General features: G+C 51.7%; 29 protein-coding genes and 1 other annotated feature. Of the genes, 9 read left to right on the forward strand and 20 right to left on the reverse strand.

Features of this window, described 5'->3' with window-relative positions; all coding sequences use genetic code 11:
* Positions 1–55: 55 nt before the first annotated feature.
* The 8 genes from ihfA to thrS form a co-directional block, all read right to left on the reverse strand.
* Entirely contained in the window at positions 56–355 is a 300-nt protein-coding gene (gene ihfA / locus CKO_RS07410; protein WP_001229266.1) for an integration host factor subunit alpha, read from the reverse strand.
* Between the two features lie 4 nt (positions 356–359).
* Positions 360–2,747: a phenylalanine--tRNA ligase subunit beta gene (gene pheT, locus CKO_RS07415; protein ID WP_012132607.1), complete on the reverse strand. Its 2,388-nt coding sequence runs from the start codon at positions 2,745–2,747 to the stop codon at positions 360–362.
* A 15-nt stretch (positions 2,748–2,762) separates the two neighbouring features.
* Complete coding sequence (gene pheS / locus CKO_RS07420) at positions 2,763–3,746, reverse strand: phenylalanine--tRNA ligase subunit alpha (RefSeq protein WP_024130384.1); 984 nt, start codon at positions 3,744–3,746, stop codon at positions 2,763–2,765.
* 62 nt (positions 3,747–3,808) lie between these two features.
* Positions 3,809–3,932: a sequence feature (Phe leader region), on the reverse strand.
* A complete protein-coding gene (pheM, locus tag CKO_RS23290; RefSeq protein ID WP_001386830.1) occupies positions 3,883–3,927 on the reverse strand; it encodes a pheST operon leader peptide PheM in 45 nt (14 codons plus the stop codon). Its footprint overlaps the feature before it by 45 nt.
* 119 nt (positions 3,933–4,051) lie before the next feature.
* Complete coding sequence (gene rplT / locus CKO_RS07425; protein ID WP_000124850.1) at positions 4,052–4,408, reverse strand: 50S ribosomal protein L20; 357 nt, start codon at positions 4,406–4,408, stop codon at positions 4,052–4,054.
* 118 nt (positions 4,409–4,526) lie between these two features.
* Positions 4,527–4,724: a 50S ribosomal protein L35 gene (gene rpmI, locus CKO_RS07430; protein ID WP_001124225.1), complete on the reverse strand. Its 198-nt coding sequence runs from the start codon at positions 4,722–4,724 to the stop codon at positions 4,527–4,529.
* A 96-nt stretch (positions 4,725–4,820) separates the two neighbouring features.
* On the reverse strand, positions 4,821–5,363 hold the full coding sequence (gene infC / locus CKO_RS07435; RefSeq protein WP_047457361.1) for a translation initiation factor IF-3: 543 nt from the start codon (positions 5,361–5,363) through the stop codon (positions 4,821–4,823).
* 3 nt (positions 5,364–5,366) lie between these two features.
* Positions 5,367–7,295, reverse strand: a complete 1,929-nt coding sequence (thrS, locus tag CKO_RS07440) for a threonine--tRNA ligase (RefSeq protein ID WP_024130385.1) — start codon at positions 7,293–7,295, stop codon at positions 5,367–5,369.
* A gap of 304 nt (positions 7,296–7,599) precedes the next feature.
* Here thrS and yniD point away from each other — a divergent pair, with 304 nt between their 5' ends.
* On the forward strand, positions 7,600–7,707 hold the full coding sequence (yniD, locus tag CKO_RS23295; protein ID WP_096753848.1) for a small membrane protein YniD: 108 nt from the start codon (positions 7,600–7,602) through the stop codon (positions 7,705–7,707).
* Positions 7,708–7,896: 189 nt separating this feature from the next.
* Here yniD and CKO_RS07445 read toward each other — a convergent pair whose 3' ends face one another.
* Entirely contained in the window at positions 7,897–8,655 is a 759-nt protein-coding gene (locus tag CKO_RS07445; protein WP_012132613.1) for a DUF481 domain-containing protein, read from the reverse strand.
* A 287-nt stretch (positions 8,656–8,942) separates the two neighbouring features.
* Here CKO_RS07445 and pfkB point away from each other — a divergent pair, with 287 nt between their 5' ends.
* The 3 genes from pfkB (at position 8,943) to CKO_RS07460 (ending at position 11,236) form a co-directional block, all read left to right on the forward strand.
* Positions 8,943–9,872 carry a 6-phosphofructokinase II gene (pfkB, locus tag CKO_RS07450; RefSeq protein WP_012132614.1) on the forward strand — a complete coding sequence of 310 codons (930 nt, stop codon included), beginning with the start codon at positions 8,943–8,945 and terminating at the stop codon, positions 9,870–9,872.
* Between the two features lie 105 nt (positions 9,873–9,977).
* Positions 9,978–10,265 (forward strand): type V toxin-antitoxin system endoribonuclease antitoxin GhoS, encoded by a 288-nt coding sequence (locus CKO_RS07455; RefSeq protein ID WP_012132615.1) that lies wholly within the window; start codon positions 9,978–9,980, stop codon positions 10,263–10,265.
* Positions 10,266–10,375: 110 nt separating this feature from the next.
* Positions 10,376–11,236 (forward strand): fructosamine kinase family protein, encoded by an 861-nt coding sequence (locus CKO_RS07460; RefSeq protein WP_024130386.1) that lies wholly within the window; start codon positions 10,376–10,378, stop codon positions 11,234–11,236.
* A 79-nt stretch (positions 11,237–11,315) separates the two neighbouring features.
* Here the strand turns inward: CKO_RS07460 and CKO_RS07465 are convergent, their stop codons facing one another.
* Entirely contained in the window at positions 11,316–11,852 is a 537-nt protein-coding gene (locus CKO_RS07465; protein ID WP_012132617.1) for a YniB family protein, read from the reverse strand.
* 148 nt (positions 11,853–12,000) lie between these two features.
* Here CKO_RS07465 and hxpB point away from each other — a divergent pair, with 148 nt between their 5' ends.
* The 4 genes from hxpB (at position 12,001) to tcyP (ending at position 15,791) form a co-directional block, all read left to right on the forward strand.
* Positions 12,001–12,669, forward strand: coding sequence for a hexitol phosphatase HxpB (hxpB, locus tag CKO_RS07470; protein WP_012132618.1), 669 nt, complete (start codon positions 12,001–12,003; stop codon positions 12,667–12,669).
* 148 nt (positions 12,670–12,817) lie between these two features.
* Complete coding sequence (gene kduD / locus CKO_RS07475; RefSeq protein ID WP_012132619.1) at positions 12,818–13,579, forward strand: 2-dehydro-3-deoxy-D-gluconate 5-dehydrogenase KduD; 762 nt, start codon at positions 12,818–12,820, stop codon at positions 13,577–13,579.
* Positions 13,580–13,664: 85 nt separating this feature from the next.
* Positions 13,665–14,267, forward strand: a complete 603-nt coding sequence (locus CKO_RS07480) for a metal-dependent hydrolase (RefSeq protein ID WP_024130387.1) — start codon at positions 13,665–13,667, stop codon at positions 14,265–14,267.
* A gap of 132 nt (positions 14,268–14,399) precedes the next feature.
* A complete protein-coding gene (tcyP, locus tag CKO_RS07485; RefSeq protein ID WP_012132621.1) occupies positions 14,400–15,791 on the forward strand; it encodes a cystine/sulfocysteine:cation symporter in 1,392 nt (463 codons plus the stop codon).
* 49 nt (positions 15,792–15,840) lie between these two features.
* Here tcyP and cedA read toward each other — a convergent pair whose 3' ends face one another.
* From cedA to osmE, 8 genes are all read right to left on the reverse strand, one after another.
* Complete coding sequence (gene cedA, locus CKO_RS07490; protein WP_196050445.1) at positions 15,841–16,104, reverse strand: cell division activator CedA; 264 nt, start codon at positions 16,102–16,104, stop codon at positions 15,841–15,843.
* A 176-nt stretch (positions 16,105–16,280) separates the two neighbouring features.
* On the reverse strand, positions 16,281–17,039 hold the full coding sequence (gene chbG / locus CKO_RS07495; RefSeq protein ID WP_012132624.1) for a chitin disaccharide deacetylase: 759 nt from the start codon (positions 17,037–17,039) through the stop codon (positions 16,281–16,283).
* Between the two features lie 12 nt (positions 17,040–17,051).
* Positions 17,052–18,407: a 6-phospho-beta-glucosidase gene (locus CKO_RS07500; protein WP_012132625.1), complete on the reverse strand. Its 1,356-nt coding sequence runs from the start codon at positions 18,405–18,407 to the stop codon at positions 17,052–17,054.
* Between the two features lie 123 nt (positions 18,408–18,530).
* A complete protein-coding gene (gene chbR / locus CKO_RS07505) occupies positions 18,531–19,373 on the reverse strand; it encodes a transcriptional regulator ChbR (protein ID WP_012132626.1) in 843 nt (280 codons plus the stop codon).
* Positions 19,374–19,380: 7 nt separating this feature from the next.
* The gene (chbA, locus tag CKO_RS07510; RefSeq protein WP_012132627.1) at positions 19,381–19,731 is read right to left on the reverse strand and encodes a PTS N,N'-diacetylchitobiose transporter subunit IIA; all 351 of its coding nucleotides are present in this window, start codon (positions 19,729–19,731) and stop codon (positions 19,381–19,383) included.
* A gap of 50 nt (positions 19,732–19,781) precedes the next feature.
* Positions 19,782–21,140: a PTS N,N'-diacetylchitobiose transporter subunit IIC gene (gene chbC, locus CKO_RS07515; protein ID WP_012132628.1), complete on the reverse strand. Its 1,359-nt coding sequence runs from the start codon at positions 21,138–21,140 to the stop codon at positions 19,782–19,784.
* Positions 21,141–21,226: 86 nt separating this feature from the next.
* Positions 21,227–21,547 carry a PTS N,N'-diacetylchitobiose transporter subunit IIB gene (chbB, locus tag CKO_RS07520; RefSeq protein WP_024130389.1) on the reverse strand — a complete coding sequence of 107 codons (321 nt, stop codon included), beginning with the start codon at positions 21,545–21,547 and terminating at the stop codon, positions 21,227–21,229.
* A 300-nt stretch (positions 21,548–21,847) separates the two neighbouring features.
* Positions 21,848–22,189 (reverse strand): osmotically-inducible lipoprotein OsmE, encoded by a 342-nt coding sequence (osmE, locus tag CKO_RS07525; protein ID WP_012132630.1) that lies wholly within the window; start codon positions 22,187–22,189, stop codon positions 21,848–21,850.
* 228 nt (positions 22,190–22,417) lie between these two features.
* On the opposite strand from osmE, the gene nadE reads away from it, so the two are divergent.
* Complete coding sequence (gene nadE / locus CKO_RS07530) at positions 22,418–23,248, forward strand: ammonia-dependent NAD(+) synthetase (protein WP_012132631.1); 831 nt, start codon at positions 22,418–22,420, stop codon at positions 23,246–23,248.
* Positions 23,249–23,494: 246 nt separating this feature from the next.
* On the opposite strand, the gene ves is transcribed toward nadE, so the two are convergent.
* Together ves and spy are read right to left on the reverse strand one after the other, a co-directional pair.
* Entirely contained in the window at positions 23,495–24,070 is a 576-nt protein-coding gene (ves, locus tag CKO_RS07535) for an environmental stress-induced protein Ves (protein ID WP_012132633.1), read from the reverse strand.
* Between the two features lie 172 nt (positions 24,071–24,242).
* Positions 24,243–24,731: an ATP-independent periplasmic protein-refolding chaperone Spy gene (gene spy, locus CKO_RS07540; RefSeq protein ID WP_012132634.1), complete on the reverse strand. Its 489-nt coding sequence runs from the start codon at positions 24,729–24,731 to the stop codon at positions 24,243–24,245.
* Between the last annotated feature and the right edge of the window lie 126 nt (positions 24,732–24,857).

The following is a 24,857-nucleotide window of genomic DNA, read 5'->3' on the forward strand; positions in this document are numbered from 1 at the left end:
TAACCATCACAGGAAAGAAAAAAGGCCGCAAAGCGGCCTTTTTAGTTAGATCAGATTACTCTTCTTTGGGCGAAGCGTTTTCAACCCGGCTTTTCAACTTCTGTCCGGGTCTGAAGGTCACCACGCGCCGTGCTGTAATGGGAATATCTTCGCCCGTTTTCGGGTTACGTCCCGGACGTTGATTCTTATCACGCAGATCGAAGTTACCAAAACCAGAGAGTTTCACCTGCTCACCGTTTTCCAGAGCACGACGAATCTCCTCGAAAAACAGCTCGACCAGTTCTTTGGCATCCCGCTTGCTAAGCCCAAGCTTATCAAACAGATATTCTGACATTTCAGCTTTTGTAAGCGCCATAGGTTCAATCCCTCAATGATGCCTGGAATCGCTCTTTTAATGCCTCTACACATTTGGCGACGGTAGCGGCAATCTCCTCTTCTTCGAGTGTACGGCTGGTATCCTGAAGGATCAGGCTGATAGCGAGGCTCTTATAACCCTCCGCAACACCCTTACCGCGGTACACGTCAAATAAGTTTACGCCAACTACCTGATTTACGCCAACTTTCTTACACTCGGATAAAATATCCGCTGCGGGAACGTTTTCTGCGACCACCACCGCGATGTCGCGACGGTTAGCCGGGAAGCGCGAAATCTCGCGCGCCTGAGGCACCACGCGGTCTGCGAGCTTATTCCACTCCAGTTCAAACACCAGAGTGCGACCGTTCAGATCCAGTTTACGTTCCAGCTCAGGATGAACAACCCCAATAAAACCAATGCGTTCACCTTTCAGATAAATCGCCGCGGACTGCCCAGGATGCAGCGCCGGATTCGCTTCCGCCCTGAACTGAATGTCGGCCAGTTTGCCGGTAAGATCCAGCACCGCTTCCAGATCGCCTTTCAGATCATAGAAATCAACGGTCTCTTTCGCCAGATTCCAGTGCTCGTCATAACGGTTGCCGCAAATCACCCCTGCCAGCATCAGATCCTGACGAATGCCCAGATTTGCCTGGGTATCCGGCACGAAACGCAGACCGGTTTCAAAGATACGCACGCGATTCTGCTGACGGTTCTGGTTATAGACCACCGTTGACAGCAGGCCGGTCCACAGTGAAAGACGCATCGCCGACATCTCAATGGAGATCGGGCTTGGCAGCAACAGCGCTTCTTCGCCCGGATGCAGCAGTTGCTGAACCTTCGGATCGACAAAGCTATAGGTGATCACTTCCTGGTAGCCTTTGTCATTGAGCATGGTTTTCACACGCTTCAGCGACAAGTTGGCTTCACGGTGAGTCCCCATGATTAAACCCGCCTGAATCGGCTCATCAGGAATGTTGTTGTAGCCATACACGCGGGCCACTTCTTCGACCAGATCTTCTTCAATCTCCATGTCGAAACGCCAGCTCGGCGCGACCGCTTTCCACTCGTCCTGACCTTCAGTCACTTCGCAGCCCAGACGACGCAGAATATCGCTCACCTGCTCATCGGCAATGTGATGCCCGATCAGACGATCCAGCTTGCTACGACGAAGCGTAATGGTCGCGCGTTTCGGCAGCGTGGCGTCATTCGTGACGTCGATAACCGGACCGGCTTCGCCGCCGCAAATGTCGATCAACAGGCGGGTGGCGCGCTCCATTGCTTTGTACTGCAACGCCGGGTCCACACCACGCTCATAGCGGTGGGAAGCATCCGTATGCAGACCGTGGCGACGCGCACGACCGGTAATAGACAGCGGGCTAAAGAACGCGCATTCCAGCAGCACGTTTTGCGTTTCCTCATTCACGCCGGAATGCTCGCCGCCAAAGATACCGCCCATCGCCAGCGCTTTGTGGTGATCCGCGATCACCAGCGTATCGGTGCTCAGCTTCGCTTCTGTGCCGTCCAGCAGCACCAGGGTTTCGCCCTCTTTGGCCATACGCACGACAATACCGCCTTCAATACGATCTTTGTCAAAGGCATGCATCGGCTGACCCAGTTCAAGCAGTACATAGTTGGTGACGTCAACGACAGCATCAATGGAACGAATGCCGCAGCGACGCAGCTTCTCTTTCATCCACAGCGGCGTAGGCGCTTTAACATTAATGCCTTTCACCACGCGACCCAGGTAGCGCGGGCAGGCATCCGGCGCTTCAACCGCGATCGGCAGCGTGTCATTGATGGTGGCTGCAACAGGTGCGATCTCCGGCTCAACCAGCGCGATTTTGTTCAGGACAGCGACATCACGCGCCACACCGATGATCCCTAAGCAGTCGGCGCGGTTCGGCGTCACGCTGATTTCAATGGTGTTATCGTCAAGCTTCAGGTATTCACGGATATCGGTTCCGATCGGCGCATCCGTCGGTAATTCGATGATGCCGCTATGGTCGTCGGAAATCCCCAGTTCGGAGAAGGAGCACAGCATCCCTTCCGACGGCTCGCCGCGCAGTTTAGCGGCTTTGATTTTGAAATCGCCCGGCAGAACCGCGCCGATAGTTGCAACGGCTACTTTCAGCCCCTGACGGCAGTTAGGCGCGCCACAGACGATATCCAGCAGGCGTTCGCCGCCCACGTTCACTTTCGTAACGCGCAGTTTATCTGCGTTCGGGTGCTGGCCGCACTCCACCACTTCACCCACAACCACGCCGTTGAACTCACCGGCGACGGCGTCAACGCCATCCACTTCCAGACCCGCCATCGTAATCTGATCCGACAGCGCATCGCTGTCGATTGCCGGGTTCACCCATTCGCGTAACCACAGTTCACTGAATTTCATTGTTTTACCCTGCCTTTATTTAAACTGTTTGAGGAAACGCAGATCGTTTTCGAAGAATGAGCGCAGATCGGTCACGCCATAACGCAGCATGGTCAGACGCTCCATCCCCATACCAAACGCGAAGCCAGAGTAGATTTCCGGGTCGATGCCCACGTTGCGCAGAACGTTCGGATGCACCATCCCGCAACCCAGCACTTCCAGCCATTTGCCGTTTTTGCCCATTACATCCACTTCTGCGGACGGTTCCGTGAACGGGAAGTAAGAAGGACGGAAACGGATTTGCAGGTCTTCTTCAAAGAAGTTACGCAGGAAGTCGTGCAGCGTGCCTTTCAGGTTGGTGAAGCTGATGTTGGTGTCAACAATCAGCCCTTCCATCTGATGGAACATCGGGGTGTGCGTTTGATCGTAGTCGTTACGGTACACTCGGCCCGGCGCAATAATACGGATCGGCGGCTGCTGTTCTTTCATAGTACGAATCTGCACGCCGGAAGTCTGCGTACGCAGCAGACGGGTGGCATCAAACCAGAAAGTGTCGTGGTCAGCACGGGCCGGGTGATGGCCTGGAATGTTCAGCGCATCGAAGTTGTGGTAATCGTCTTCGATCTCCGGGCCAGTCGCCACGGTAAAACCAAGCTCACCGAAGAAACTTTCAATACGATCAATGGTACGTGTTACCGGATGCAGACCACCGTTCTCAATACGACGCCCAGGCAGAGAAACGTCGATGGTTTCCGCCGCCAGACGTGCATTCAGCGCCGCGTTTTCTAAATCCGCTTTGCGCGCGTTCAGCGCTTGTTGTACCTGCTCTTTTGCTTCATTGATAACCGCGCCGGCTGCCGGACGCTCTTCTGGCGGCAATTCACGCAGGGTCGTCATCTGAAGGGTTAAATGCCCTTTCTTGCCCAAATATTCGACGCGTACATTGTCTAACGCGGCAACATCTGACGCCTGGTTAATGGCTGCCTTCGCACTGGCAACCAGCTCTGCGAGATGTGACATGGTTTTCCTCATTGTGTCGGTGAAGACACCGGTTCGTTGGACTTAATCTCTCGATTTCAGGTACAAAAAAAGCCTCCATCAGGAGGCTTTTTCGCGCTGTTTTTCGTTTCTTCTTTCACGCGCTAGCCTCCTGGAGTCAGGTGCTAAAGTAAAAAAAGAAGCGGAAAATAGCAGCATTCATGCTTGCGTTACCTTGTGTGGTAAAACCGGACAACCTTTATTGAAAAGGGTTACGGATAAATTGTCAACTGATTGATTGCACTACAAATAAAAGAGAGGGAGCCAGGCTCCCTCTTTTCACTGGCTTATGCCAGAGCTGCTTTCGCTTTTTCAACCAGAGCGGTGAACGCTACTTTGTCGAATACTGCGATGTCAGCCAGGATCTTACGGTCGATTTCAACAGAGGCTTTTTTCAGGCCGTTGATGAATTTGCTGTAAGAAATACCGTTCTGACGTGCTGCTGCGTTGATACGCGCAATCCACAGTTGACGGAACTGACGCTTACGTTGACGACGGTCACGGTAAGCATACTGACCAGCTTTGATAACTGCCTGGAAGGCAACGCGGTATACGCGAGAACGCGCACCGTAGTAGCCTTTGGCTTGTTTCAAAATTTTCTTGTGACGTGCGCGTGCAATTACACCACGTTTTACGCGAGCCATAGTGCTCTCCTGTATCTATTCTGATTCGCCCTTCATCTTTCACATTTTCGCGGCGTTAACCGCCTTGCGACATGCGAAATCTATCGGGCATAAAAAAGTTAAAAAAAACGTTAACGGCTTATGCGTACGGCAGGCACGCGATTACCAGACCCAGATCGCCTTTGGAAACCATGGCTTTCGGGCGCAGGTGACGTTTACGCTTGGTCGCTTTTTTGGTCAGAATATGACGCAGGTTAGCGTGCTTGTGCTTAAAACCACCTTTACCGGTTTTTTTGAAGCGCTTAGCAGCACCGCGTACGGTCTTAATTTTTGGCATTTTAATAACTTCCACTTCGCATTGTTAATAAACGAAACCCAGGCGAACAAAATCTGTGAAGCCCGAAGGCTCCACAGGAATTGCTACTTGAAGGCCTTACTGTTTCTTCTTAGGAGCGAGCACCATAATCATCTGACGGCCTTCGATCTTCGTAGGGAAGGATTCGACAACTGCCAGTTCAGCCAGATCTTCTTTCACGCGATTAAGCACTTCCATACCGATCTGTTGGTGGGCCATCTCACGACCGCGGAAACGCAGCGTGATCTTGGCCTTATCGCCCTCTTCGAGAAAGCGAATCAGGCTGCGGAGTTTTACCTGATAGTCGCCTTCATCTGTACCAGGACGGAATTTAATTTCCTTAACCTGGATAACTTTTTGCTTTTTCTTCTGTTCCTTAGAAGACTTACTCTTTTCATAGAGGAATTTGCCGTAATCCATTATACGACAAACCGGCGGCTCGGCGTTAGGGCTGATTTCGACTAAGTCTACTCCAGCTTCTTCAGCTTTTTCCAGAGCTTCTCTCAGACTCACAATACCAAGCTGCTCCCCTTCCAGACCTGTTAAGCGAACTTCCTGGGCGCGAATTTCGCCATTGATACGGTTAGGACGCGCCGTTTGAACTCGTTTTCCGCCTTTAATACTTTATTCCTCCAGTTGTTGAAGACTGCGGCTGCGAATCTCTTGTTGCAGCTTCTCGATAACTTCATTTACGTCCAGGCTGCCCAAGTCTTTGCCACGACGGGTACGCACGGCTACTTTGCCTGCTTCTACCTCTTTGTCGCCACAGACCAACATGTAAGGGACACGACGTAAAGTGTGCTCGCGGATTTTAAAGCCTATCTTCTCATTTCTCAAGTCTGCTTTTACACGAATGCCCGCATTTTGTAGTTTCTGCGTCAATTCGTTAACGTATTCAGACTGAGTATCGGTAATGTTCATCACCACTACCTGAACCGGCGCAAGCCAGGTCGGGAAGAAGCCCGCGAACTCTTCAGTCAGGATACCGATGAAACGTTCCATTGACCCAAGAATCGCGCGGTGAATCATCACCGGCACCTGACGCTCGTTGTTTTCGCCAACATAAGAGGCGTTCAGACGAGACGGCAGAGAGAAGTCCAGCTGTACCGTACCGCACTGCCATGCACGATCGAGGCAGTCATACAGGGTAAATTCAATTTTCGGACCGTAGAATGCGCCCTCACCCAGTTGATACTCAAACGGGATGTTGTTTTCTTCCAGCGCAACGGCCAGATCCGCCTCAGCACGATCCCACATTTCATCGCTACCGATACGTTTTTCGGGGCGAGTGGAAAGTTTGACGACGATTTTCTCGAAGCCAAAGGTGCTGTACATATCGTAGACCATACGAATACAGGCGTTCACTTCATCGCGAATCTGTTCTTCAGTACAGAAGATATGCGCATCATCCTGGGTGAAGCCACGTACGCGCATCAGGCCATGCAAGGCGCCTGACGGTTCGTTACGGTGGCAGCTACCGAATTCCGCCATACGCAGCGGCAGATCGCGGTAGGACTTCAGACCCTGGTTGAAGATCTGCACGTGGCCCGGGCAGTTCATCGGCTTGATGCAGTATTCACGGTTCTCTGAAGAGGTAGTGAACATCGCATCTTTGTAGTTTTCCCAGTGCCCGGTTTTTTCCCACAGCACACGGTCCATCATGAACGGGCCTTTAACTTCCTGATACTGATATTCTTTGAGCTTAGAACGCACAAAGACTTCCAGTTCACGGAAGATAGTCCAGCCGTCGTTATGCCAGAACACCATACCCGGCGCTTCTTCCTGCATATGATACAGGTCAAGCTGCTTACCGATTTTACGGTGGTCGCGCTTGGCGGCTTCTTCAAGGCGTTGCAGATAGGCGTTCAGGGATTTTTTATCCGCCCACGCCGTACCATAAATACGTTGCAGCATCTTGTTGTTGCTGTCGCCACGCCAGTATGCCCCTGCGGTTTTCATCAGTTTGAAGTGATGGCAGAAACGCATGTTCGGCACGTGCGGGCCACGGCACATATCGACATATTCTTCATGATGATACAAGCCCGGCTTGTCATCATGCGCAATATTCTCATCAAGAATAGAAACCTTATAGGTTTCTCCACGCTTCACGAAGGTTTCACGCGCTTCGTGCCAGCTCACTTTCTTCTTAATGACGTCGTAGTTTTTCTCAGCAAGCTCGTGCATCCGTTTTTCGAGCGCGTCGACATCTTCCTGGGTTAACGTACGGTCGAGATCAATATCATAGTAAAAACCGTTATCGACAACCGGACCGATAGCCATTTTGGTGTTCGGCCAAAGTTGTTTAATCGCGTGCCCTAACAGGTGCGCGCAGGAGTGACGAATGATCTCCAGACCTTCTTCATCTTTCGCGGTGATGATTGCCAGCTGAGCGTCGTTTTCAATGAGATCGGACGCGTCAACCAGTTCGCCATTAACGCGACCTGCGATACAGGCTTTCGCCAGTCCTGGACCAATGTCCAGCGCAACATCCATGGGGCTTACAGCGTGGTCGTAATGGCGTTGGCTGCCATCAGGAAGAGTAATAACAGGCATGTTATATCCTTATTTGCAGTGGTGACCCACACGAAAGATCACATACAAAGTTTCAATATTTAAAATTATCAAAAAGTTATGGGCTGATTCCCGCTTCACTCTGCGAAATATGTCACGGCCCGCCTGAATGGCGAGACTGGACCTACACCCGTTTTTTGATAACACCGCTTGACAGTGTACACGGCATTGACTGCCGATCAAAGCCGCAATCACGCCGAACTGTATGATGTAAATCAATTCCCTGACGCGCCATCGCTTTTGTTACACTGGGAGCATCAGTCCGATTTTGACAGGAAGAGAGAAAATGCCAACAAACCGCTTTGCCAAAAAACACTGGAAGATGGTTGTCGTATTGCTCCTCATTTGCGGCGCAATGTTGCTGCTCCGCTGGGCGGCGATGATTTGGGGCTAATATCCGAAGCGTTCGCCGAAAGTTAATTCCTGCGAATGAATAGAAAGCATCAATAATATGCACGTTCAACGCATTTTTATGAATGGCATTCGCCACGGAAAATATAAATATAATTTCACTTAGCGCGCAATCGCGATAAAAACGCTAATTTAAAAAGCCGGGTCGTGTTTAAAACAACCCGGCAGGCGATTACATCTTATACCCTAACGATACCGTCGTGCGGCGATCGGTATGTTCCGGCGCCGTTGCGGGCGGTTCGGAGTTCCAGGTCAGGTTATAAGCTACCTTTAAACCAAAATGCTCGTTGATCGCGACATTTAGCGCCGTCTCTGAGTTGAGGGTGGTATCTTCAGCGCCGAAAACGGACACGCCCTGCGTAAATTTGGTGTTATCCGTCATCTGCCAGGCGTAGCTACCGGAAGCGTAGCCCAGCGGTTGGGTCTCGGTTTTTCCATCGGTATGTTCGTCATAGCGTACGCCAGGACCGAATTCAAAACGGAAGCTGTGCACCGGCCCGTTGAGGAACTGACGACCATAACCGGCGGTCAGTGTGTCACGCTCACGATAACCGTTGTAACGGTCTGTCAGCCAGCTTGCCTGGCCAAACAGGTAATCGTAGTCGGTCATATTGAAACGGCTACGGCCGCCTACCGCGTATTTCTCCGAAGAGCGTTCATCGTTGGAGGATGTATTGCTGGCATTCCCCCACAGCGACCAGGCGGTGGTTGCACCGTACCAGGTCATCGTGGTGTCAGCCGTTAAAGAAGAACTTTTCGTGTTGCCTGACTGAGCAAGGTAGCCCGCATTCAGGTTACCTTCGAAGGGTTTCTTCGCAGTGGCGGGATCATCCATGACAGTAAAAACGGAATCATCAGCAGCGGCATGCATTGACGCAAATACGCCCCCTGCCAACATTAATGCAGCGGGTACTGTCTTCAAAAGCTTCATTTATAAAGAGTCCGTACAACAAAAAAAGAGACCGTTACGGTCCCGGAAACTTTCATAAGGATCAATGACAAACGATCCAGGAAAGGTAACAAATTATAAAAAGGCTCGAATAACATAGCAATGAATTCTTATTTCATTTTTTGAATAAGAGAGTTCCCAAAGCAGATATTTATTTATATATCTTTCTCCCGGTAATTTTAAATAAATATCCAGTAAATCATATTGTTAATTACTTCCCTTTCCGGGCATTCAGTGCCAGACTGAAGTCAGCCTAACAGGAGGTAAAGATGATACGTATCTATACGTTAACACTTGCGCCCTCTCTCGATAGCGCAACAATCACCCCACAACTCTATCCCGAAGGGAAACTTCGCTGTTCATCACCTGTTTTTGAACCCGGCGGCGGCGGAATCAACGTTGCCCGCGCGATTGCCCATCTTGGCGGAACCGCAACCGCGATTTTCCCCGCTGGCGGCGCGACCGGCGAACATCTGGTCGCACTTCTGGCCGATGAAAACGTCCCCGTCGTCACCATCGATGCCAAAGACTGGACGCGACAAAACCTGCATGTTCATGTGGAGTCCAGCGGGGAGCAATATCGCTTTGTCATGCCCGGCGCCGCACTCGACGATGACGAATTTCGCCAGATTGAAGAACAGGTTCTGGAGATCGAATCCGGCGCCATTTTGGTTATCAGCGGGAGTCTGCCGCCCGGCGTCAAGCTGGAAAAACTGACGCAGCTTATTGCCGCCGCGCAGAAACAGGGCATCCGCTGCATTATTGATAGTTCGGGCGATGCGCTCAACGCGGCGTTATCTCTCGGCAATATTGAACTGGTCAAACCGAACCAAAAAGAGCTGAGCGCGCTGGTTAATCGCGAACTCACGCAGCCTGACGATGTGCGCCAAGCGGCGCAGGAAATCGTGAAGAGCGGCAAAGCGCGCCGCGTCGTTGTTTCTCTGGGGCCGCAGGGGGCGCTGGCGGTGGATAGCGAAAGCTGCGTCCAGGTTGTTCCCCCTCCCGTCAGAAGTCAAAGTACCGTCGGCGCGGGCGACAGCATGGTTGGCGCAATGACGCTAAAACTGGCGGAAAACGCCTCGCTGGAAGAGATGGTGCGTTTCGGCGTCTCGGCAGGCAGCGCGGCGACGTTGAATCAAGGAACACGTCTGTGTTCCCGGGACGATACGCAGAAAATCTACGCCTGGCTTTCTCAGTGATCGGCCATCCCCCTCCTTATTACGAGGGGGTTTCAGCAGCAAAGCTATCAGCATACGAATTAACCGACTATGCTAAAAAATCATGTGATTACAAAGAGGTGATTTATGGCCAGTGGTGATGTCATCCGCTATGTCATAACCGTGAAATTTCATGAAGACTCGCTGACAGAGATTAACGAGTTGAACAACCATCTGACGCGGTGCGGTTTTCTGCTCACCATGACCGACGAGCAAGGGCATGTGCATGAACTGGGTACCAACACATTTGGTTTTATCAGCGCCCTGAGCGAAGATGAGATCGCCGCGCTTACCGCCGGGCTGGCGGAAAGCGCTTTAGATAAGAAACCAGAAATATCGGTCATGACATGGGAGGAGTGGACTAAAGACCGATAATATCAGTGCCATTGTGCAAAAACGCGTCTACGGTGTGCGTTAGCTCGTGTTTTTTCACCGCATTTATGCGCTAACCTTATGATCTGGCAGACAACATGGGGAGAGACATCATGTGGCAGGCTATCAGTCGTCTTTTAAGCGAGCAATTAGGTGAAGGCGAAATCGAACTGCGTAATGAACTGCCCGGCGGAGAGATCCATGCCGCATGGCATTTACGCTATGCGGGACGCGATTTTTTCGTCAAATGTGATGAAAGAGAGCTCCTTCCCGGCTTTACGGCGGAAGCTGACCAACTGGAGCTGCTTTCCCGCAGTAAAACCGTCACCGTCCCGAAAGTCTGGGCGCAGGGCTCAGACAGAGACTACAGTTTTCTGGTGATGGATTATCTCCCTCCCCGTCCTCTGGATGCCCACAACGCCTTTATCCTCGGTCAGCAACTTGCCCATTTACATGAATGGAGCGACCAGCCCCAGTTTGGCCTTGATTTTGATAACGCCCTGTCCACCACGCCTCAACCCAATGCCTGGCAACGACGCTGGTCAACATTTTTTGCCGAACAACGCATTGGCTGGCAGCTTGAACTGGCGGCAGAAAAAGGCATCGCATTTGGCAATATCGATGCGATCGTTGAGCATGTTCAGCAGCGTCTGGCCTCGCATCAGCCGCAGCCTTCGCTGCTGCACGGCGATTTATGGTCAGGAAACTGCGCGCTTGGGCCTGATGGCCCCTACATTTTCGATCCCGCTTGTTACTGGGGCGACAGGGAGTGCGATCTGGCCATGCTGCCGCTGCATACCGACCAACCTCCGCAGATCTATGATGGCTACCAGTCTGTTTCTCCGCTACCGCTGGATTTTCTGGATCGCCAGCCGATCTATCAGCTCTATACCCTGCTCAATCGGGCGAGACTGTTTGGCGGGCAACACCTGGTGGTGGCGCAAAAAGCGATGGAAAGGTTGCTGGCGGCATAGCCATTTTGCCGGATGACAGCTTACAAATGCACTGAACCACAGGCCCGATAAGCGAAGCGCTATCGGGCATTCTTCATTGCTACACAAATCCAAGAAGCGAAAAGAAAACGTAGCCCAACACGATGATAATCACCGGCAGGATATAAAGCGGGAAAAACTGTAAGAAGATCGTGTGATGCGGAACCACGATGCGCGACTCAATTTGCTCGCGTGACAACCCCTCGCTGCCTTTCGCTTTTTCCAGAATAAGCTGATCTTCAACCCCTTCGCGTAGAAAACGCGCCTGGCGGCTCATCCTGGCGCCTGAGTCCTGCAATGCCAGGCCAACGAAAATCAACACAAAAATCACCCAGAAAACAATGTTCAGACTGTGTTGAAAATCCGGCGTTGGCGAGTTATACCAGAACAGGTTCAGGAACGCGGTATTCGCCCGCATCATATCAATCATAACGTGAGTAAAATCAAGCATCACCGCGTTAATCCCTTCCTGCTTTTCGCTGTGCTCATACATAAACTTCAGCAATGAAACCAGTGTGGAAATAAGCGCGGGGATAAAAATCACCCATCCCAGAATCCTTTTTAAGACAGCAATGCGTCCAGCTTGTTGATACGTCATGAGTTCCCCTTGATAAAGACGCGTCGTTTTGGCCTAAGTCTACCTGCTGATAACCAATTTCGCCTGTTCTTTAAAGGCGCTATGATACGTCATTAGCCATAATAAGCGCTTAATCCATTGTGTTTTCACCTCAAAAGGAGAGGTTGTAATGTCAACCCCGCGTCAGATTCTTGCTGCAATTTTCGATATGGATGGACTACTGATCGATTCCGAACCGCTTTGGGATCAAGCTGAACTGGAGGTCATGGCAAGTTTAGGCGTAGATATTACCCGCCGCCATGAACTCCCGGATACGCTGGGTTTACGCATCGATATGGTTGTTGACCTCTGGTACGCCCAACAACCGTGGAATGGGCCAGACCGTCAGGCGGTTACCGACCGAATCATTACCCGCGCCATTTCACTGGTTGAAGAAACTCGCCCGCTGCTCCCCGGCGTGCGCGAAGCGGTCGCGCTGTGCAAATCTCAGGGGTTAATGGTCGGTCTGGCCTCCGCTTCCCCCCTGCATATGCTGGAAAAGGTGCTGACCATGTTTGATCTGCGTGAAAGTTTCGATGCCCTGGCCTCTGCGGAAAAACTGCCTTACAGCAAGCCGCATCCGCAGGTATACCTCGATTGCGCGGCCAAACTGGGCGTTGACCCGTTAACCTGCGTTGCGCTGGAAGACTCCGTCAACGGCATGGTCGCCTCAAAAGCGGCGCGAATGCGCTCAATTGTTGTTCCGGCGGAAGAAGGCCAGCACGACCCGCGCTTTGCCCTTGCCAACGTCAAACTGACTTCGTTGGCTGAACTGACCGCAGCGCATCTGCGCGGTTAAATAGCGACGGGCGGTGGCGACATTGCCCGTTTTGCTACGCACATCTGCTTTATAAAACACTGTTTCATTTTTTATTGTATTCCTTCACCGCCTCTTCTATCCTTTTCTCAGGGCAAAAAACTGATAAAAACCGATAGCCGAGGTGAACATGATTCTGGATGCGTTTAGTCTTGCAGGTAAAGTCGCGATAGTGACCGGATGCGATACCGGGCTTGGGCAGGGTATGACGCTGGCGCTGGCGGAAGCAGGCTGCGACATCGTCGGCGTTAATCGCAAAGTCCCCCACGATACGGCAGCAAAAGTGGAGGCGCTCGGACGCCGTTTTATGGCGATCCAGGCCGACCTGAGCCAGCAACGCGCTATCCCGGCTATTGTCGCGCAAACGGTCGAACAGTTTGGCCGAATCGACATTCTGGTGAACAACGCCGGGACGATCCGCCGCGAAGACGCGCTGTCGTTTAGCGAGAAAGACTGGGACGATGTGATGAATCTGAATCTCAAATCCGTGTTCTTTCTCTCTCAGGCCGTCGCACGGCAATTCCTGAAGCAAGGTGATGGCGGGAAGATTATTAATATCGCCTCAATGCTTTCATTCCAGGGCGGCATTCGCGTTCCTTCTTATACTGCGTCGAAAAGCGGCGTATTGGGCATCACGCGGTTGCTTGCGAACGAATGGGCGGAGCACCACATCAACGTGAACGCCATCGCTCCCGGTTATATGGCGACGAACAATACGCAGCAGCTGCGGGATGACGCCGCACGCAGCAAAGAAATTGTTGACCGCATTCCGGCCGGACGCTGGGGCACACCTGCCGATCTGCAAGGCCCGGTTGTCTTTCTCGCTTCTTCGGCGTCTGATTACGTTCACGGCTATACCCTCGCCGTCGATGGCGGCTGGCTGGCGCGCTAATTCATGTCATTTGTGACATAGAGTTACAACGTCACCTCTTCCGCCTACTGTATAAAAACCCTATACTGTATGAATTGACAGTTTATTGGGTTTTATCATGACGGCGGAAGGCCACCTTCTTTTTTCCATTGCCTGCGCAGTGTTTGCCAAAAATGCGGAATTGACGCCGGTTCTCGCTCAGGGCGACTGGTGGCATATTGTCCCTTCGGCCATCCTGACCTGCCTGCTGCCCGATATTGATCATCCAAAATCATTTCTTGGCCAGCGTCTGAAATGGATATCAAAACCTGTCGCGCGCGCGTTCGGCCATCGCGGGTTTACGCACAGCCTGTTCGCCGTGTTCGCTATGCTTGCCCTTTTCTACCTGAAAGTGCCGGAGAGCTGGATTATTCCGGCCGATGCCCTGCAAGGAATGGTGCTCGGTTATTTAAGCCATATTCTGGCCGATATGCTGACCCCGGCGGGCGTTCCCCTGCTCTGGCCCTGCCGCTGGCGCTTCCGTCTGCCGATCCTCGTTCCGCAAAAAGGCAATCAACTGGAGCGTTTTTTATGCATGGCGTTATTCGTGTGGGCTATCTGGATGCCGCAGACAATGCCCGAAAACAGTACAGTGCGTTGGTCGTCGCAGATGATTAATATGCTGCAAATGCAGTTCGATCGCTTTATAAATCACCAGATTGCTGAGTAAACCAGCATAAATGTCATTTTTGGCATAAACAATTCCATTTGAATATAAGAGGTCGGTCACAGTTCTGCTAACCTTGCGCCAACAGGATCGCTGTCACACGGCGATACGTATAAAAAAATCAGGAGAACGGGGATGAATTTTCCATTAATCGCGAACATCGTGGTGTTCGTTGCACTGCTGTTCGTGCTGGCGCAAACTCGCCACAAACAGTGGAGTCTGGCAAAAAAAGTGCTAGTCGGTCTGGTGATGGGGGTGATCTTCGGTCTCGCCCTGCACACCGTTTACGGGTCTGACAGCCAGGTACTAAAAGACTCCGTTCAGTGGTTCAACATAGTCGGCAACGGCTATGTACAACTGCTGCAAATGATCGTCATGCCGCTGGTCTTCGCGTCTATTCTCAGCGCCGTTGCGCGTCTGCATAACGCGTCTCAGTTGGGTAAGATCAGCTTTCTGACCATTGGCACGCTGCTTTTCACTACCCTGATTGCCGCACTGGTGGGTGTTCTGGTCACCAACCTGTTCGGTCTGACGGCGGAAGGTCTGGTGCAGGGCGGCGCGGAAACCGCGCGTCTGAACGCCATCGAAACTAACTATGTTGGAAAAGTCGCCGACCTCAGCGTGCCGCAACTGGTGCTGTCGTTTGTGCCGAAAAACCCGTTTGCTGACCTGACCGGCGCAAACCCGACCTCCATCATCAGCGTGGTGATCTTCGCGGCATTCCTCGGCGTCGCGGCGCTGAAACTGCTGAAAGACGACGCGCCGAAAGGCGAACGCGTGCTAATCGCTATCGATACCCTGCAAAGCTGGGTGATGAAGCTGGTGCGCCTGGTAATGCAACTGACGCCATATGGCGTACTGGCGCTGATGACCAAAGTCGTCGCAGGGTCTAACCTACAGGACATCATCAAACTGGGTAGCTTCGTGGTCGCGTCTTATCTTGGCCTGATCATCATGTTTGTGGTGCACGGTATCCTGCTGGGCGTCAACGGCGTCAGCCCGCTGAAATATTTCCGTAAAGTATGGCCGGTTCTGACGTTCGCCTTTACCAGCCGCTCCAGCGCCGCGTCCATTCCGCTGAACGTGGAAGCGCAAACGCGTCGTCTGGGCGTACCGGAATCCATCGCCAGCTTCTCCGCCTCTTTTGGCGCGACGATTGGTCAGAATGGTTGTGCAGGCCTGTACCCGGCTATGCTGGCGGTGATGGTTGCGCCGACTGTCGGTATTAACCCGCTTGATCCGGTCTGGATTGCCACCCTGGTCGGTATTGTGACCGTCAGCTCTGCCGGTGTCGCGGGCGTCGGCGGCGGCGCCACCTTCGCCGCGCTGATCGTTCTGCCTGCGATGGGCCTGCCGGTCACGCTGGTCGCGCTGCTGATTTCCGTTGAACCGCTGATCGATATGGGTCGTACCGCGCTGAACGTGAGCGGCTCAATGACTGCCGGTACGCTGACCAGCCAGTGGCTGAAGCAGACGGACAAAACCCTTCTGGACAGTGAAGACGATGCCGAACTGGCACATCATTGATCCCGCGTGATGAACAAACCGCCTTAATCAGGCGGTTTTTTTATGCGAATTATTCGGCTATCTCATTTTCCTGGCGAACCTGATTCGCCCATCGCTGCGCCGACTCAGGAACGGTAAATGCAGGCGATCGCTGAAATGCCTCCCCCATTAAGATAAAGGCGACATACTTTCCGCGCAGTATCCATACGTCACGAAACGCGTCCATTTTTATCGCATGTTCTGGCGGCGCGGGCTCCACGCGTGGAACATAGCTGATAACCGGGCGATTTTGTTGGCGAAGAGGTTTCATCATCAGTTGCTTCACTAAAGGCAAATGCTAAAAATCAGAAAAACACTATCTTAGCTGATTTTGCCCCCGTTCGTCCCGCCTTGCATGTGCGGTTTACGCTGATGGCATCGCACCGCGTCTGGTCACGGGCGGGTAAAACAAGCGCCGTCAGGCTGACGGCATAAAAAATGCGGCGCAGCAATGCGCCGCAAACTCAGGAGTCAGACATCAAGAAAACTGCCGAGACGATACCCGCGTTCCGCAATCGCATACTTCAGCGACGCAGACGTCAGCACGTCAAGCTCAGTCAAGCGGGGGTAACAATAGGCGCTCTGACGGATGATATTGTCGATAAACGCCGGATGACACATCACTTCCAGTGACTTTTCGCCTCTGTCAGCAGAGGCATCCAGCACCTGAAGAAACAGCGCTTCTGAAATAGCGTCGCCGTAAAACTCGCTGCTGAATCCCTGCGAGCTGCGTAACGCTACCGGCAGATCGTCAGCATTAAGCACCGACTGGCGATCGATACGCAGAGCAACGCCGCGTTCTGCCGCAAACATTGCCACAATGGGAAAAATTTGCGGGAACATATGCACATGGTGATGACTGTCCAGATGCGTTGGCTCACGGCCAAAAAGGTCGATAAAACGCTGATACTGACACTCCAGCTCATGCGAAATTTCATCCAGCGGCAAGGTCTCTTCCTCGGCCATTTGCCAGATCCATTTTCCCAGCAGCCCTTCACGCGTCAAACCCGGCATCGCCGTCAGCGGCTTCCCTAAGGTGAGTACAAAATGCATCCCCACCGCCAGTTTCGGCACGTCACGGCACAATTGCGCCGCATGGTCGATGGCGTCACCATTGACCAGCGCCGTTGTGGACGTCACAACGCCATTCCGACAAGCCTCGACAATGCCGTAGTTTTGTCCCTTGCTCAGGCCAAAATCATCCGCATTCACAATCAATAAGCGTTCCATACCCAACCTCTGTTAGTGTTGTGCGCCTTTGAGTTTCTCGATGCATTCCGCAAAATTCGGCAGCCACTTCTCGTGGGCCAGAATCAACTCCCGCGCCAGGGTTTCCGCATCGCGATCGGAGTGCACCAGCGGGCTCAGGTTAAGCGCTAACAGCACATCATTGAACTCACCGCTCAGCGCCGCCTTACTGGCTGCGACTTCAAACCCTTTGATGGTATAGATGAGGCCCAGCACTTTTTCATCGAAATGCGTGATGCGCGGGTGCGGCGTCGCCCCATTCCGCCCTAATGTGCAGGTCATCTCCACCGCCCAGTCAGCAGGGATATTATCCACATGACCATGATGCGGGATATTAACGTAGTGTTCCGTCTGCTTATCGTTATAGATAGCGTTAATCACTTCACATGCGGCGTCGGAATAGTAAGCCCCACCGCGCTGCTCCAGCTCTTTCGGTTTGATGTTCAGCTCTGGATTTTTATAAAGATCGAAGAGCTGTTTCTCAACCTTCTGCACCACCTGAGCGCGCGCGCCGCCTTTATAGTATTCGCCCATTTCAATCGCCAGCATCTCTTTTTGCTTGAAGTAGTAAAGCAGGTAGGAGCACGGCAGCATATTCAGCGAGCGAATAAGCCCTTCGCTAAACGGCAGGTCAAAAATATTTTTCACCGTTGACGCTTTTAACTGCCCGGACGCCACGCCATCCAGCAGTTCAGCAAAGCGCGATTCGCCATTCACCAGTACGTCTTTAATGAACACCATGTGGTTGAGGCCAAACAGGTCGATCGACAGATCGTCGCTGTCTTGCAATGCCAGCACGTCATGGATGAACATTTTCATCCCCACGGGGATATTGCATACGCCGATGAATTTCTTAAAGTGGGTGTGGCGATAAACCGCTTCTGTCACCATGCCTGCCGGGTTAGTGAAGTTAATGACCCACGCGTTCGGGCACAGTTCTTCGACATCTTTCACGATATCAAAGATAACCGGGATGGTGCGCAACCCTTTGAACAGGCCGCCTGCGCCGTTGGTCTCTTGCCCCAGATACCCGTGACTTAGCGGAATGCGTTCATCCTGTTCACGGGCTTTCAGCTGGCCCACGCGCAGTTGCGTAGTGACGAAATCTGCCCCTTGCAAAGCTTCGCGACGATCCAGCGTTTTGTATAATTTCAGCGGGACACCGGCTTTGTCGATCATGCGCTGGCAGAGGTCAAAAATAATATCCAGCTTCTCTTTTCCGTCTTCAACATCCACCAGCCATAATTCAGAAACCGGCAATTCATGATAACGCTTAATAAAACCTTCCAGTAATTCAGGGGTGTAGCTGCTCCCGCCACCAATTGTGACGACTTTTAATTTCTGGCTCATACTTTCTCCCTTCAGTGTAAAAACACTGGCGTGTATTACGCTCTGCCCGTTCGTCAGGTATGGCGCGGACGTCCCGCGCTATTCAGGGCAAGCGATAAAATCGTGTTGTCAGGTCAATATTGTTTACTGATTAAATTCAGTTAATTTTTTACGATAACTGTTCGGTGTAAATGAGGTCAGCTTTTTAAACGTTTTAATAAACAGACTTGGGCTACTGTAACCCGCCTCATACGCTATATCCGTTACGGAGTAGTTGGTCATTTCCAGCTGTTTTTTCGCAAAATTAATACGGATCTCATTAATAATCTGCATTGGCGTTTTGCTGTAATAACGCTGCGTTGCGCGGGTCAGATACTCCTGAGATTTTGCGGACAGGTGCACCATATTTTCCAGCGCGTTTTCACCAAACTGCGTTTTGTCGTGCATTGTCTCCACGGTCGCTTTCAGCCATTGCGGAATATCGTCAATCACCTGCTCTTCACGGTGATGGCGCAGCCGGTTAATGATGTAGAAGGTGACCACTTCTACAAACTCATCTAACCCGTTTCCCCGGAAGTTCAGCGACGCGATAACCGTTTCAATATAAGTCAGAAAAGCGCTGTTGACCCGGTATACCTGAGACGCAACAAAACAAAACGGTAATAAAGGATGATAGTGTTGTTCAAAAAAACGCTTACTGATACCAACGTTAAGAATACGCGTGGCGCCGAACTCATAGAAACTCTGGTGGTGCGATCCCAACGGGATAAACACGAAATCACCACGCTCCAGCAGCACACGTTTACCGTTGATTTCCTGATAGTAGCGCCCCGTTAACACCAGGGTAAATTCATAATAATCATGCTGATGCAGCCCACTGATGCTCTCAGTTTTGTTATAGATAAACACATGGAAATTCTTGCCGTTAAAAAGCTGTTGCTCACGAGCGGTGGCGATCTCCGGTGCGTTAACCTGTAGCTGCATCATTTATTCCTCACTGTTCCAGCTTCTCGTGAAGCTCGATTAACTCTGTAACCAGTTCCCGCGCTAACATCGACGTCATCAGGTGATCCTGAGCATGAACCAGCACCAGGCTGACTTTCATTTTACCTTCGCCCTGATCGCCTTCAATCAGTTTCGTCTGCACGAGATGCGCTTCATTGAGCGCCATCCGCGACTGCTCCATCATCGTTTTTGCCGCAGCAAAATCACCCTGCTTGGCCTGTTTCAGCGCCGCATAAGCCAGGCTGCGCGCCTGACCGGAGTTGATGATAAGCCCCATCACCACTTCTTCGAGTTCTTCAGCCTCTGACGGCGTACCCGCTACGTTTTCGAGATCCAACATACGTTTTCCTCTGGTTCAGCCCGGCATGGGGAGACCATGCCGGATTAAATTTAAAATTTCAGTGCGTTAGCGATTTCTTCTTCGCTTTCTTCTTGCTCAATTGCATTCTGCGCTTTGTTGGCGACAACCACGAAAGGCAGATAAATCAGCGTCGCGACGCCCAGGTTGAACAGTGCGACCAGCAGAGCGGCAACGCTGCCGTTGGTGTTAAAGAACGCTCCCAGACCGGTTGGCATCGTCCACGGCGCGATGTTGGTAATCGGCGGGATAATCCCCAGGTAATACGCAATCAGCGTAATGGCGGCCAGAATCGGCTGAACCAGAATGAACGGGATAAACATCACCGGGTTCATAATAATCGGCAGGCCGAACAGAATCGGTTCGTTAATCTGGAAGATACCGGACGGCAGCGCCAGTTTTGCTACCTGGCGGTAATCCGCACGACGCGAGGCCAGGAAGATGGCGATAATCAGACCCAGCGTCGCGCCACTCCCCCCGAGGAAAATATAGGAATCGAGCATCGGTTTCGCCCAGACGTGGAACGTCTTCCCGGCTTCCAGCGCCGCATCCACGGAACCAAACTGCTGATAGATGGCGATGTTTTCCAGCGCCCACGGGGTCATAATACCGCTGTCCAGCGCGGTCAATGCCAACGAGCCGTGAATACCAAAGAACCACAGCAGCGGAACAAACAGCACATAGGCCCAGCCAACCACGCTGCCCAGCGATGCCAGCGGCGTAGAAATGGTATCCATAATGATCTGGTGGAAGTTAGAACCGTAGTTCGCCAGCGCCCACGCAATGATCCCCATAATGGAGAGAATAATAAAGCCAGGAATTAACGCCGAGAATGAACGGGAAACCGACGCCGGGACGCTGTCCGGTAATCTAATGACCCAGTTGCGGCGCACAATAAAGGTAAACATTTCCGCCACGACCAGACCAATAATAATACCGGAGATAATATTCGCACCGCCCAGCCAGTTCGCGCCAACCGCATAAGCTTCGCCTACGCTATATGGCGTAACGGTCATAAAGGCCGCCACGGATAACAGCCCCGCCGCCAGCGCATCAACTTTACGCTCTTCCGCCAGCGCCATTCCGATAAAGAACGGCGCCATTAACGACATAATACCGAGCGTACCGTTATAGACGTTTCCGCCAATGCCTTTTAAGCCATTCAATGTTTCAATGGTGGAAGCATCAAGCCGAATGCCTAAAGAATAAAAAAACGACCCCTCCCCAAAGCTCAGGAAAACGTTGTTGATTAATACAAACATGGCCCCCGCAAGGGTTAACGGCATTAAGCGAATAAAGCCGTTTTTGATTGCATTAACGTGCGGCTGCTTTCCTATTTTAACAGCAAAAGGAAGGAGTACCTTTTCAAGTGAAGCAATGACGTTACTCATAGAAAAATACCCTTAAATACCGCAATAAAATATTGCGGTGAATGTTTATGAAATAACTCTTTGACGGGAAAAATTAAAACAAAAAATTAATTTGCAGCGGCTTTTTTAATTGCTGCGACAGCAGCCTTAAGCACGCCTAAACCATCGACTTTGCCGTACAGCAGCGAGTCAATCACTTCCACAGGTTTATTGGGTAACAAACGCTGAATTTCGGGTAACATATAAGCAATTTGTGGGCCTAATAACACGACATCCGCTGAAAGACCTTTTTCTCCTGCCAGCGTCTCAGGAAATGCTTCAATAATAACCGGCACTTCATATTTCTCAGCCTGAGCGCGCATCTTCGATACCAGTAAAGAAGTCGACATGCCCGCAGAACAAAACAGATAAATGTGTTTCTTTTCCATAAAAACGATCCTCATATGCGATTATCTGTTAGCCAGTCATTCCGCAAGCCTTAACCTGCATCCATGCACTGGACAACTTGCGTAACCGAATTTACTTTTTTAGGTGGCTGAAATGAGTATACGGGATAGAACTGGCGGATGGTATTTCTTTGACTAACAAAATTGTCTCTCATTGACCTGGTGTTATGACCCCTCTCACATTTCAGGCAAATATTTCGCGACAATAAATAAGATTATCCCAGGAACAAAAAAACCGGCACACAGGCCGGTTCATACATATGCTCAGGCAATATACAGTTGTTACTGCTTCGGAGCCTGCGGATCGGTGTCATACTCTGCACAGCTCTGGTAGCCGGAGTTAATCACATGACCAGTGTCATCCAGCGCGACAAAATAGGTTTCAGCTTTACCATCACGTTGACCCAGGATGTAGGTCTGGCAAGTACCGCGCGCATGAATCATGCTCACTTCAGATGAAGGCTTACCGGCAATCTGCTCAACCTGCGACCGGCTCATCCCTTTTTTCACATCTTTTACTACAGGCTGGACAAATTGGTCTTTTGTACGATCGTACGCCGTACACCCTGCCAGCATAGTCATTACCGCCGCTGCACTCAGAATTCCTGCTATATTCTTGTTCATTTTCCGTCCTCTTGTTTATCAGCGTGTTATATAAGCCTGGAATACATCAGGGCTTTTTTCAAGCCCACAATCGATGCAACAAATCTTTCAGAAAATTCCAATTAAACAAAACGATGTCGTTTTAATGCCGTAAATTGCGCCACTCAGGCCGTGGAGTCTTGTCGTTTAGAGAGCAAAGCGTTAGCTTTAACGCAGTATATTTATTCTGAAAATCTTCGGAGGGGTTAAATGACGCTACAGCAAGAGATAATCCGGGCGCTTGGCGCAAAACCGCACATTAATGCAGAAGAGGAAATTCGCCGCAGCGTAGATTTCCTGAAAGCGTACCTGAAAACATATCCCTTCCTGAAATCCCTGGTACTGGGTATCAGCGGAGGGCAGGATTCGACGCTGACGGGCAAATTGTGCCAGACCGCAATTACTGAACTGCGTGAAGAGACAGGGAACGACGCCCTGCAATTTATTGCCGTGCGTCTGCCATTCGGCGTGCAGGCCGACGAGCAGGATTGTCAGGATGCAATCGCGTTTATTCAGCCGGACAGAGTCCTGACCGTCAATATTAAAGGTGCCGTTCTGGCCAGCGAGCAGGCGTTGCGTGAAGCAGGCATTGAATTAAGCGATTTTGTTCGCGGCAACGAAAAAGCCCGCGAACGCATGAAGGCACAGTACAGTATCGCCGGAATGACCAATGGTGTGGTGGTCGGCACCGATCATGCCGCCGAAGCGGTGACGGGCTTCTTCACTAAATATGGCGACGGCGGTACCGATATTAACCCGCTTTTCCGTCTGAACAAGCGCCAGGGAAAACAACTGCTCGCCGCGTTGGGTTGCCCGGAACATTTATATAAGAAAGCGCCAACGGCGGATCTCGAAGACGATCGCCCTTCTCTGCCGGACGAAGCGGCGCTGGGCGTCACCTATGACAACATTGATGATTATCTGGAAGGGAAAACGCTGGATGCCAGCATCGCGAAAATCATCGAAGGTTGGTATATCCGAACGGAACACAAGCGTCGCACACCCATTACGGTGTTTGACGATTTCTGGAAGAGATCATAATCGCCGGATGGCGACGTACCGTCTTATCCGGCCTACATCACTGTATAACGCCCGTAGGCCCGATAAGCGAAGCGCCATCGGGCGCGAACGTATCGTCTTATCCGGCCTATATCACTGCATAACTCCCGTAGGCCCGATAAGCGAAGCGCCATCGGGCGCGAACGTACCGTCTTATCCAACCTACATCACTGTATAACTCCCGTAGGCCCGATAAGCGAAGCGCCATCGGGCGCCGTCCTGTTACACTTACTGGACGGTGTCCGGCGTATAACCCGGCAACCACGTAATCTCGCTAAACAACAGCTGTCCTTCTGGCTTCAACAACCGTAACGTGTGTTTCCCGTCATGCCAGCAGGCGCCCTGATCGGCAGTCAGGAGCTTGTCTCCCAGTTGCCAGGCGCCGCTAATAACAAACACAACGCCACCGCGCGAACCAAAGGTCGTAAACGTGCGATCGGCAACCCTGACCTTCGCCTTACAACGATCGCGTCGGGTCATGATATTGAGATCCATCGACATTTGCCCTTCCGACAGCGTGGCTTTCACGACGCTATCGCCTGCAAACGTGAACGGCTGATGTCGCTTGAGGGTATGGGTAAACGCATTCACGCCTTCCAGCATCACCTCTCCGCCTTCCAGTAACGTAATAACGCGCTCAACCCCAGGAAAAAGGGAAAACTCCCCGTTCCCGGCGATAGACGCAATACTGGCGCGCCAGTGAAAATCCCGCGTCGCCGGAGGAAAACAACAAATCTCGCGCGTTTCGCCCGCACCATTGCGCCAGAGGTTTACCGGCATTTTACGGATATCAAAGTATTCCATTATCACTCCCGAGAAGGACGCAGCGCCATAATATGGCACATTGTTGTTATCGGCAGCAGTGAAGATTTACCTTAACGAGAAGAAAAGAAAAACCGCCGATCCTGTCCACATCGAGAAGAGATGTTGTGAACAGGACCGGCGGTCTTGAATGCGTTAGCGTAACGCTGAGGGATTACTCAGCAGGTGGTGTTGGCATTTTACCTTCCGGCGCCGGACGTTCTGTCAGACGCTTCTCAAAATTGGCATTAAACTGTTTTTTCTGTTCCGGCGTCAGAATGTTGTAGATCTTATTCTGCGTTTCCATGTGCGCCAGCATATTGGCTTTGCGCTGTTCTTCCATCTTCGCAATCTGCGCTTCGGCTTTCGCCTTATCGAAGCTGTCGCTGGTGATGATATCGTGCATTGCGCGGCGCTCTTCCAGCGGCGGACGTTTCATCTGGTCACGCTGACCTTTCATGATGTCGCGGATTTGCTGTTTCTGCGCGTCGGTCAGGTTCAAATCTTTGAACATCATGTCATGATGCGGACCGAATTTGCCTTTGTGGTGCATCATCGGCTTAGCATCTGCCGGAGCGGCGGTAGTGGTATCAGCCGCGTGAGCCAGGTTCGCAGCGCCCAGCGCCAGGGTAGAGGCAACAAACAGTGCAGTTAATTTACGCATAATCTATGTCCTTCCTTTCAGTTATTCTTTCGGCGTAGCGCCGTGTTGACGAGATAAACTTTACCGCCTTAATCGTCAATTAGTCAGAGCAACGGTAAAACAATGAAAGTGTAAAAAACAATTTTT

The sequence above is a fragment of the Citrobacter koseri ATCC BAA-895 genome, from assembly GCF_000018045.1.
Taxonomy (GTDB): Bacteria; Pseudomonadota; Gammaproteobacteria; order Enterobacterales; family Enterobacteriaceae; genus Citrobacter_B; species Citrobacter_B koseri.

Coding starts and splice junctions, on each gene's coding strand:
- ihfA (WP_001229266.1), bottom strand. CDS start 355: ATGGCGCTTACAAAAGCTGAAATGTCAGAATATCTGTTTGATAAGCTT.
- pheT (WP_012132607.1), bottom strand. CDS start 2,747: ATGAAATTCAGTGAACTGTGGTTACGCGAATGGGTGAACCCGGCAATC.
- pheS (WP_024130384.1), bottom strand. CDS start 3,746: ATGTCACATCTCGCAGAGCTGGTTGCCAGTGCGAAGGCAGCCATTAAC.
- rplT (WP_000124850.1), bottom strand. CDS start 4,408: ATGGCTCGCGTAAAACGTGGTGTAATTGCACGCGCACGTCACAAGAAA.
- rpmI (WP_001124225.1), bottom strand. CDS start 4,724: ATGCCAAAAATTAAGACCGTACGCGGTGCTGCTAAGCGCTTCAAAAAA.
- thrS (WP_024130385.1), bottom strand. CDS start 7,295: ATGCCTGTTATTACTCTTCCTGATGGCAGCCAACGCCATTACGACCAC.
- yniD (WP_096753848.1), top strand. CDS start 7,600: ATGCCAACAAACCGCTTTGCCAAAAAACACTGGAAGATGGTTGTCGTA.
- CKO_RS07445 (WP_012132613.1), bottom strand. CDS start 8,655: ATGAAGCTTTTGAAGACAGTACCCGCTGCATTAATGTTGGCAGGGGGC.
- pfkB (WP_012132614.1), top strand. CDS start 8,943: ATGATACGTATCTATACGTTAACACTTGCGCCCTCTCTCGATAGCGCA.
- CKO_RS07455 (WP_012132615.1), top strand. CDS start 9,978: ATGGCCAGTGGTGATGTCATCCGCTATGTCATAACCGTGAAATTTCAT.
- CKO_RS07460 (WP_024130386.1), top strand. CDS start 10,376: ATGTGGCAGGCTATCAGTCGTCTTTTAAGCGAGCAATTAGGTGAAGGC.
- CKO_RS07465 (WP_012132617.1), bottom strand. CDS start 11,852: ATGACGTATCAACAAGCTGGACGCATTGCTGTCTTAAAAAGGATTCTG.
- hxpB (WP_012132618.1), top strand. CDS start 12,001: ATGTCAACCCCGCGTCAGATTCTTGCTGCAATTTTCGATATGGATGGA.
- kduD (WP_012132619.1), top strand. CDS start 12,818: ATGATTCTGGATGCGTTTAGTCTTGCAGGTAAAGTCGCGATAGTGACC.
- tcyP (WP_012132621.1), top strand. CDS start 14,400: ATGAATTTTCCATTAATCGCGAACATCGTGGTGTTCGTTGCACTGCTG.
- chbG (WP_012132624.1), bottom strand. CDS start 17,039: ATGGAACGCTTATTGATTGTGAATGCGGATGATTTTGGCCTGAGCAAG.
- CKO_RS07500 (WP_012132625.1), bottom strand. CDS start 18,407: ATGAGCCAGAAATTAAAAGTCGTCACAATTGGTGGCGGGAGCAGCTAC.
- chbR (WP_012132626.1), bottom strand. CDS start 19,373: ATGATGCAGCTACAGGTTAACGCACCGGAGATCGCCACCGCTCGTGAG.
- chbA (WP_012132627.1), bottom strand. CDS start 19,731: ATGTTGGATCTCGAAAACGTAGCGGGTACGCCGTCAGAGGCTGAAGAA.
- chbC (WP_012132628.1), bottom strand. CDS start 21,140: ATGAGTAACGTCATTGCTTCACTTGAAAAGGTACTCCTTCCTTTTGCT.
- chbB (WP_024130389.1), bottom strand. CDS start 21,547: ATGGAAAAGAAACACATTTATCTGTTTTGTTCTGCGGGCATGTCGACT.
- osmE (WP_012132630.1), bottom strand. CDS start 22,189: ATGAACAAGAATATAGCAGGAATTCTGAGTGCAGCGGCGGTAATGACT.
- nadE (WP_012132631.1), top strand. CDS start 22,418: ATGACGCTACAGCAAGAGATAATCCGGGCGCTTGGCGCAAAACCGCAC.
- ves (WP_012132633.1), bottom strand. CDS start 24,070: ATGGAATACTTTGATATCCGTAAAATGCCGGTAAACCTCTGGCGCAAT.
- spy (WP_012132634.1), bottom strand. CDS start 24,731: ATGCGTAAATTAACTGCACTGTTTGTTGCCTCTACCCTGGCGCTGGGC.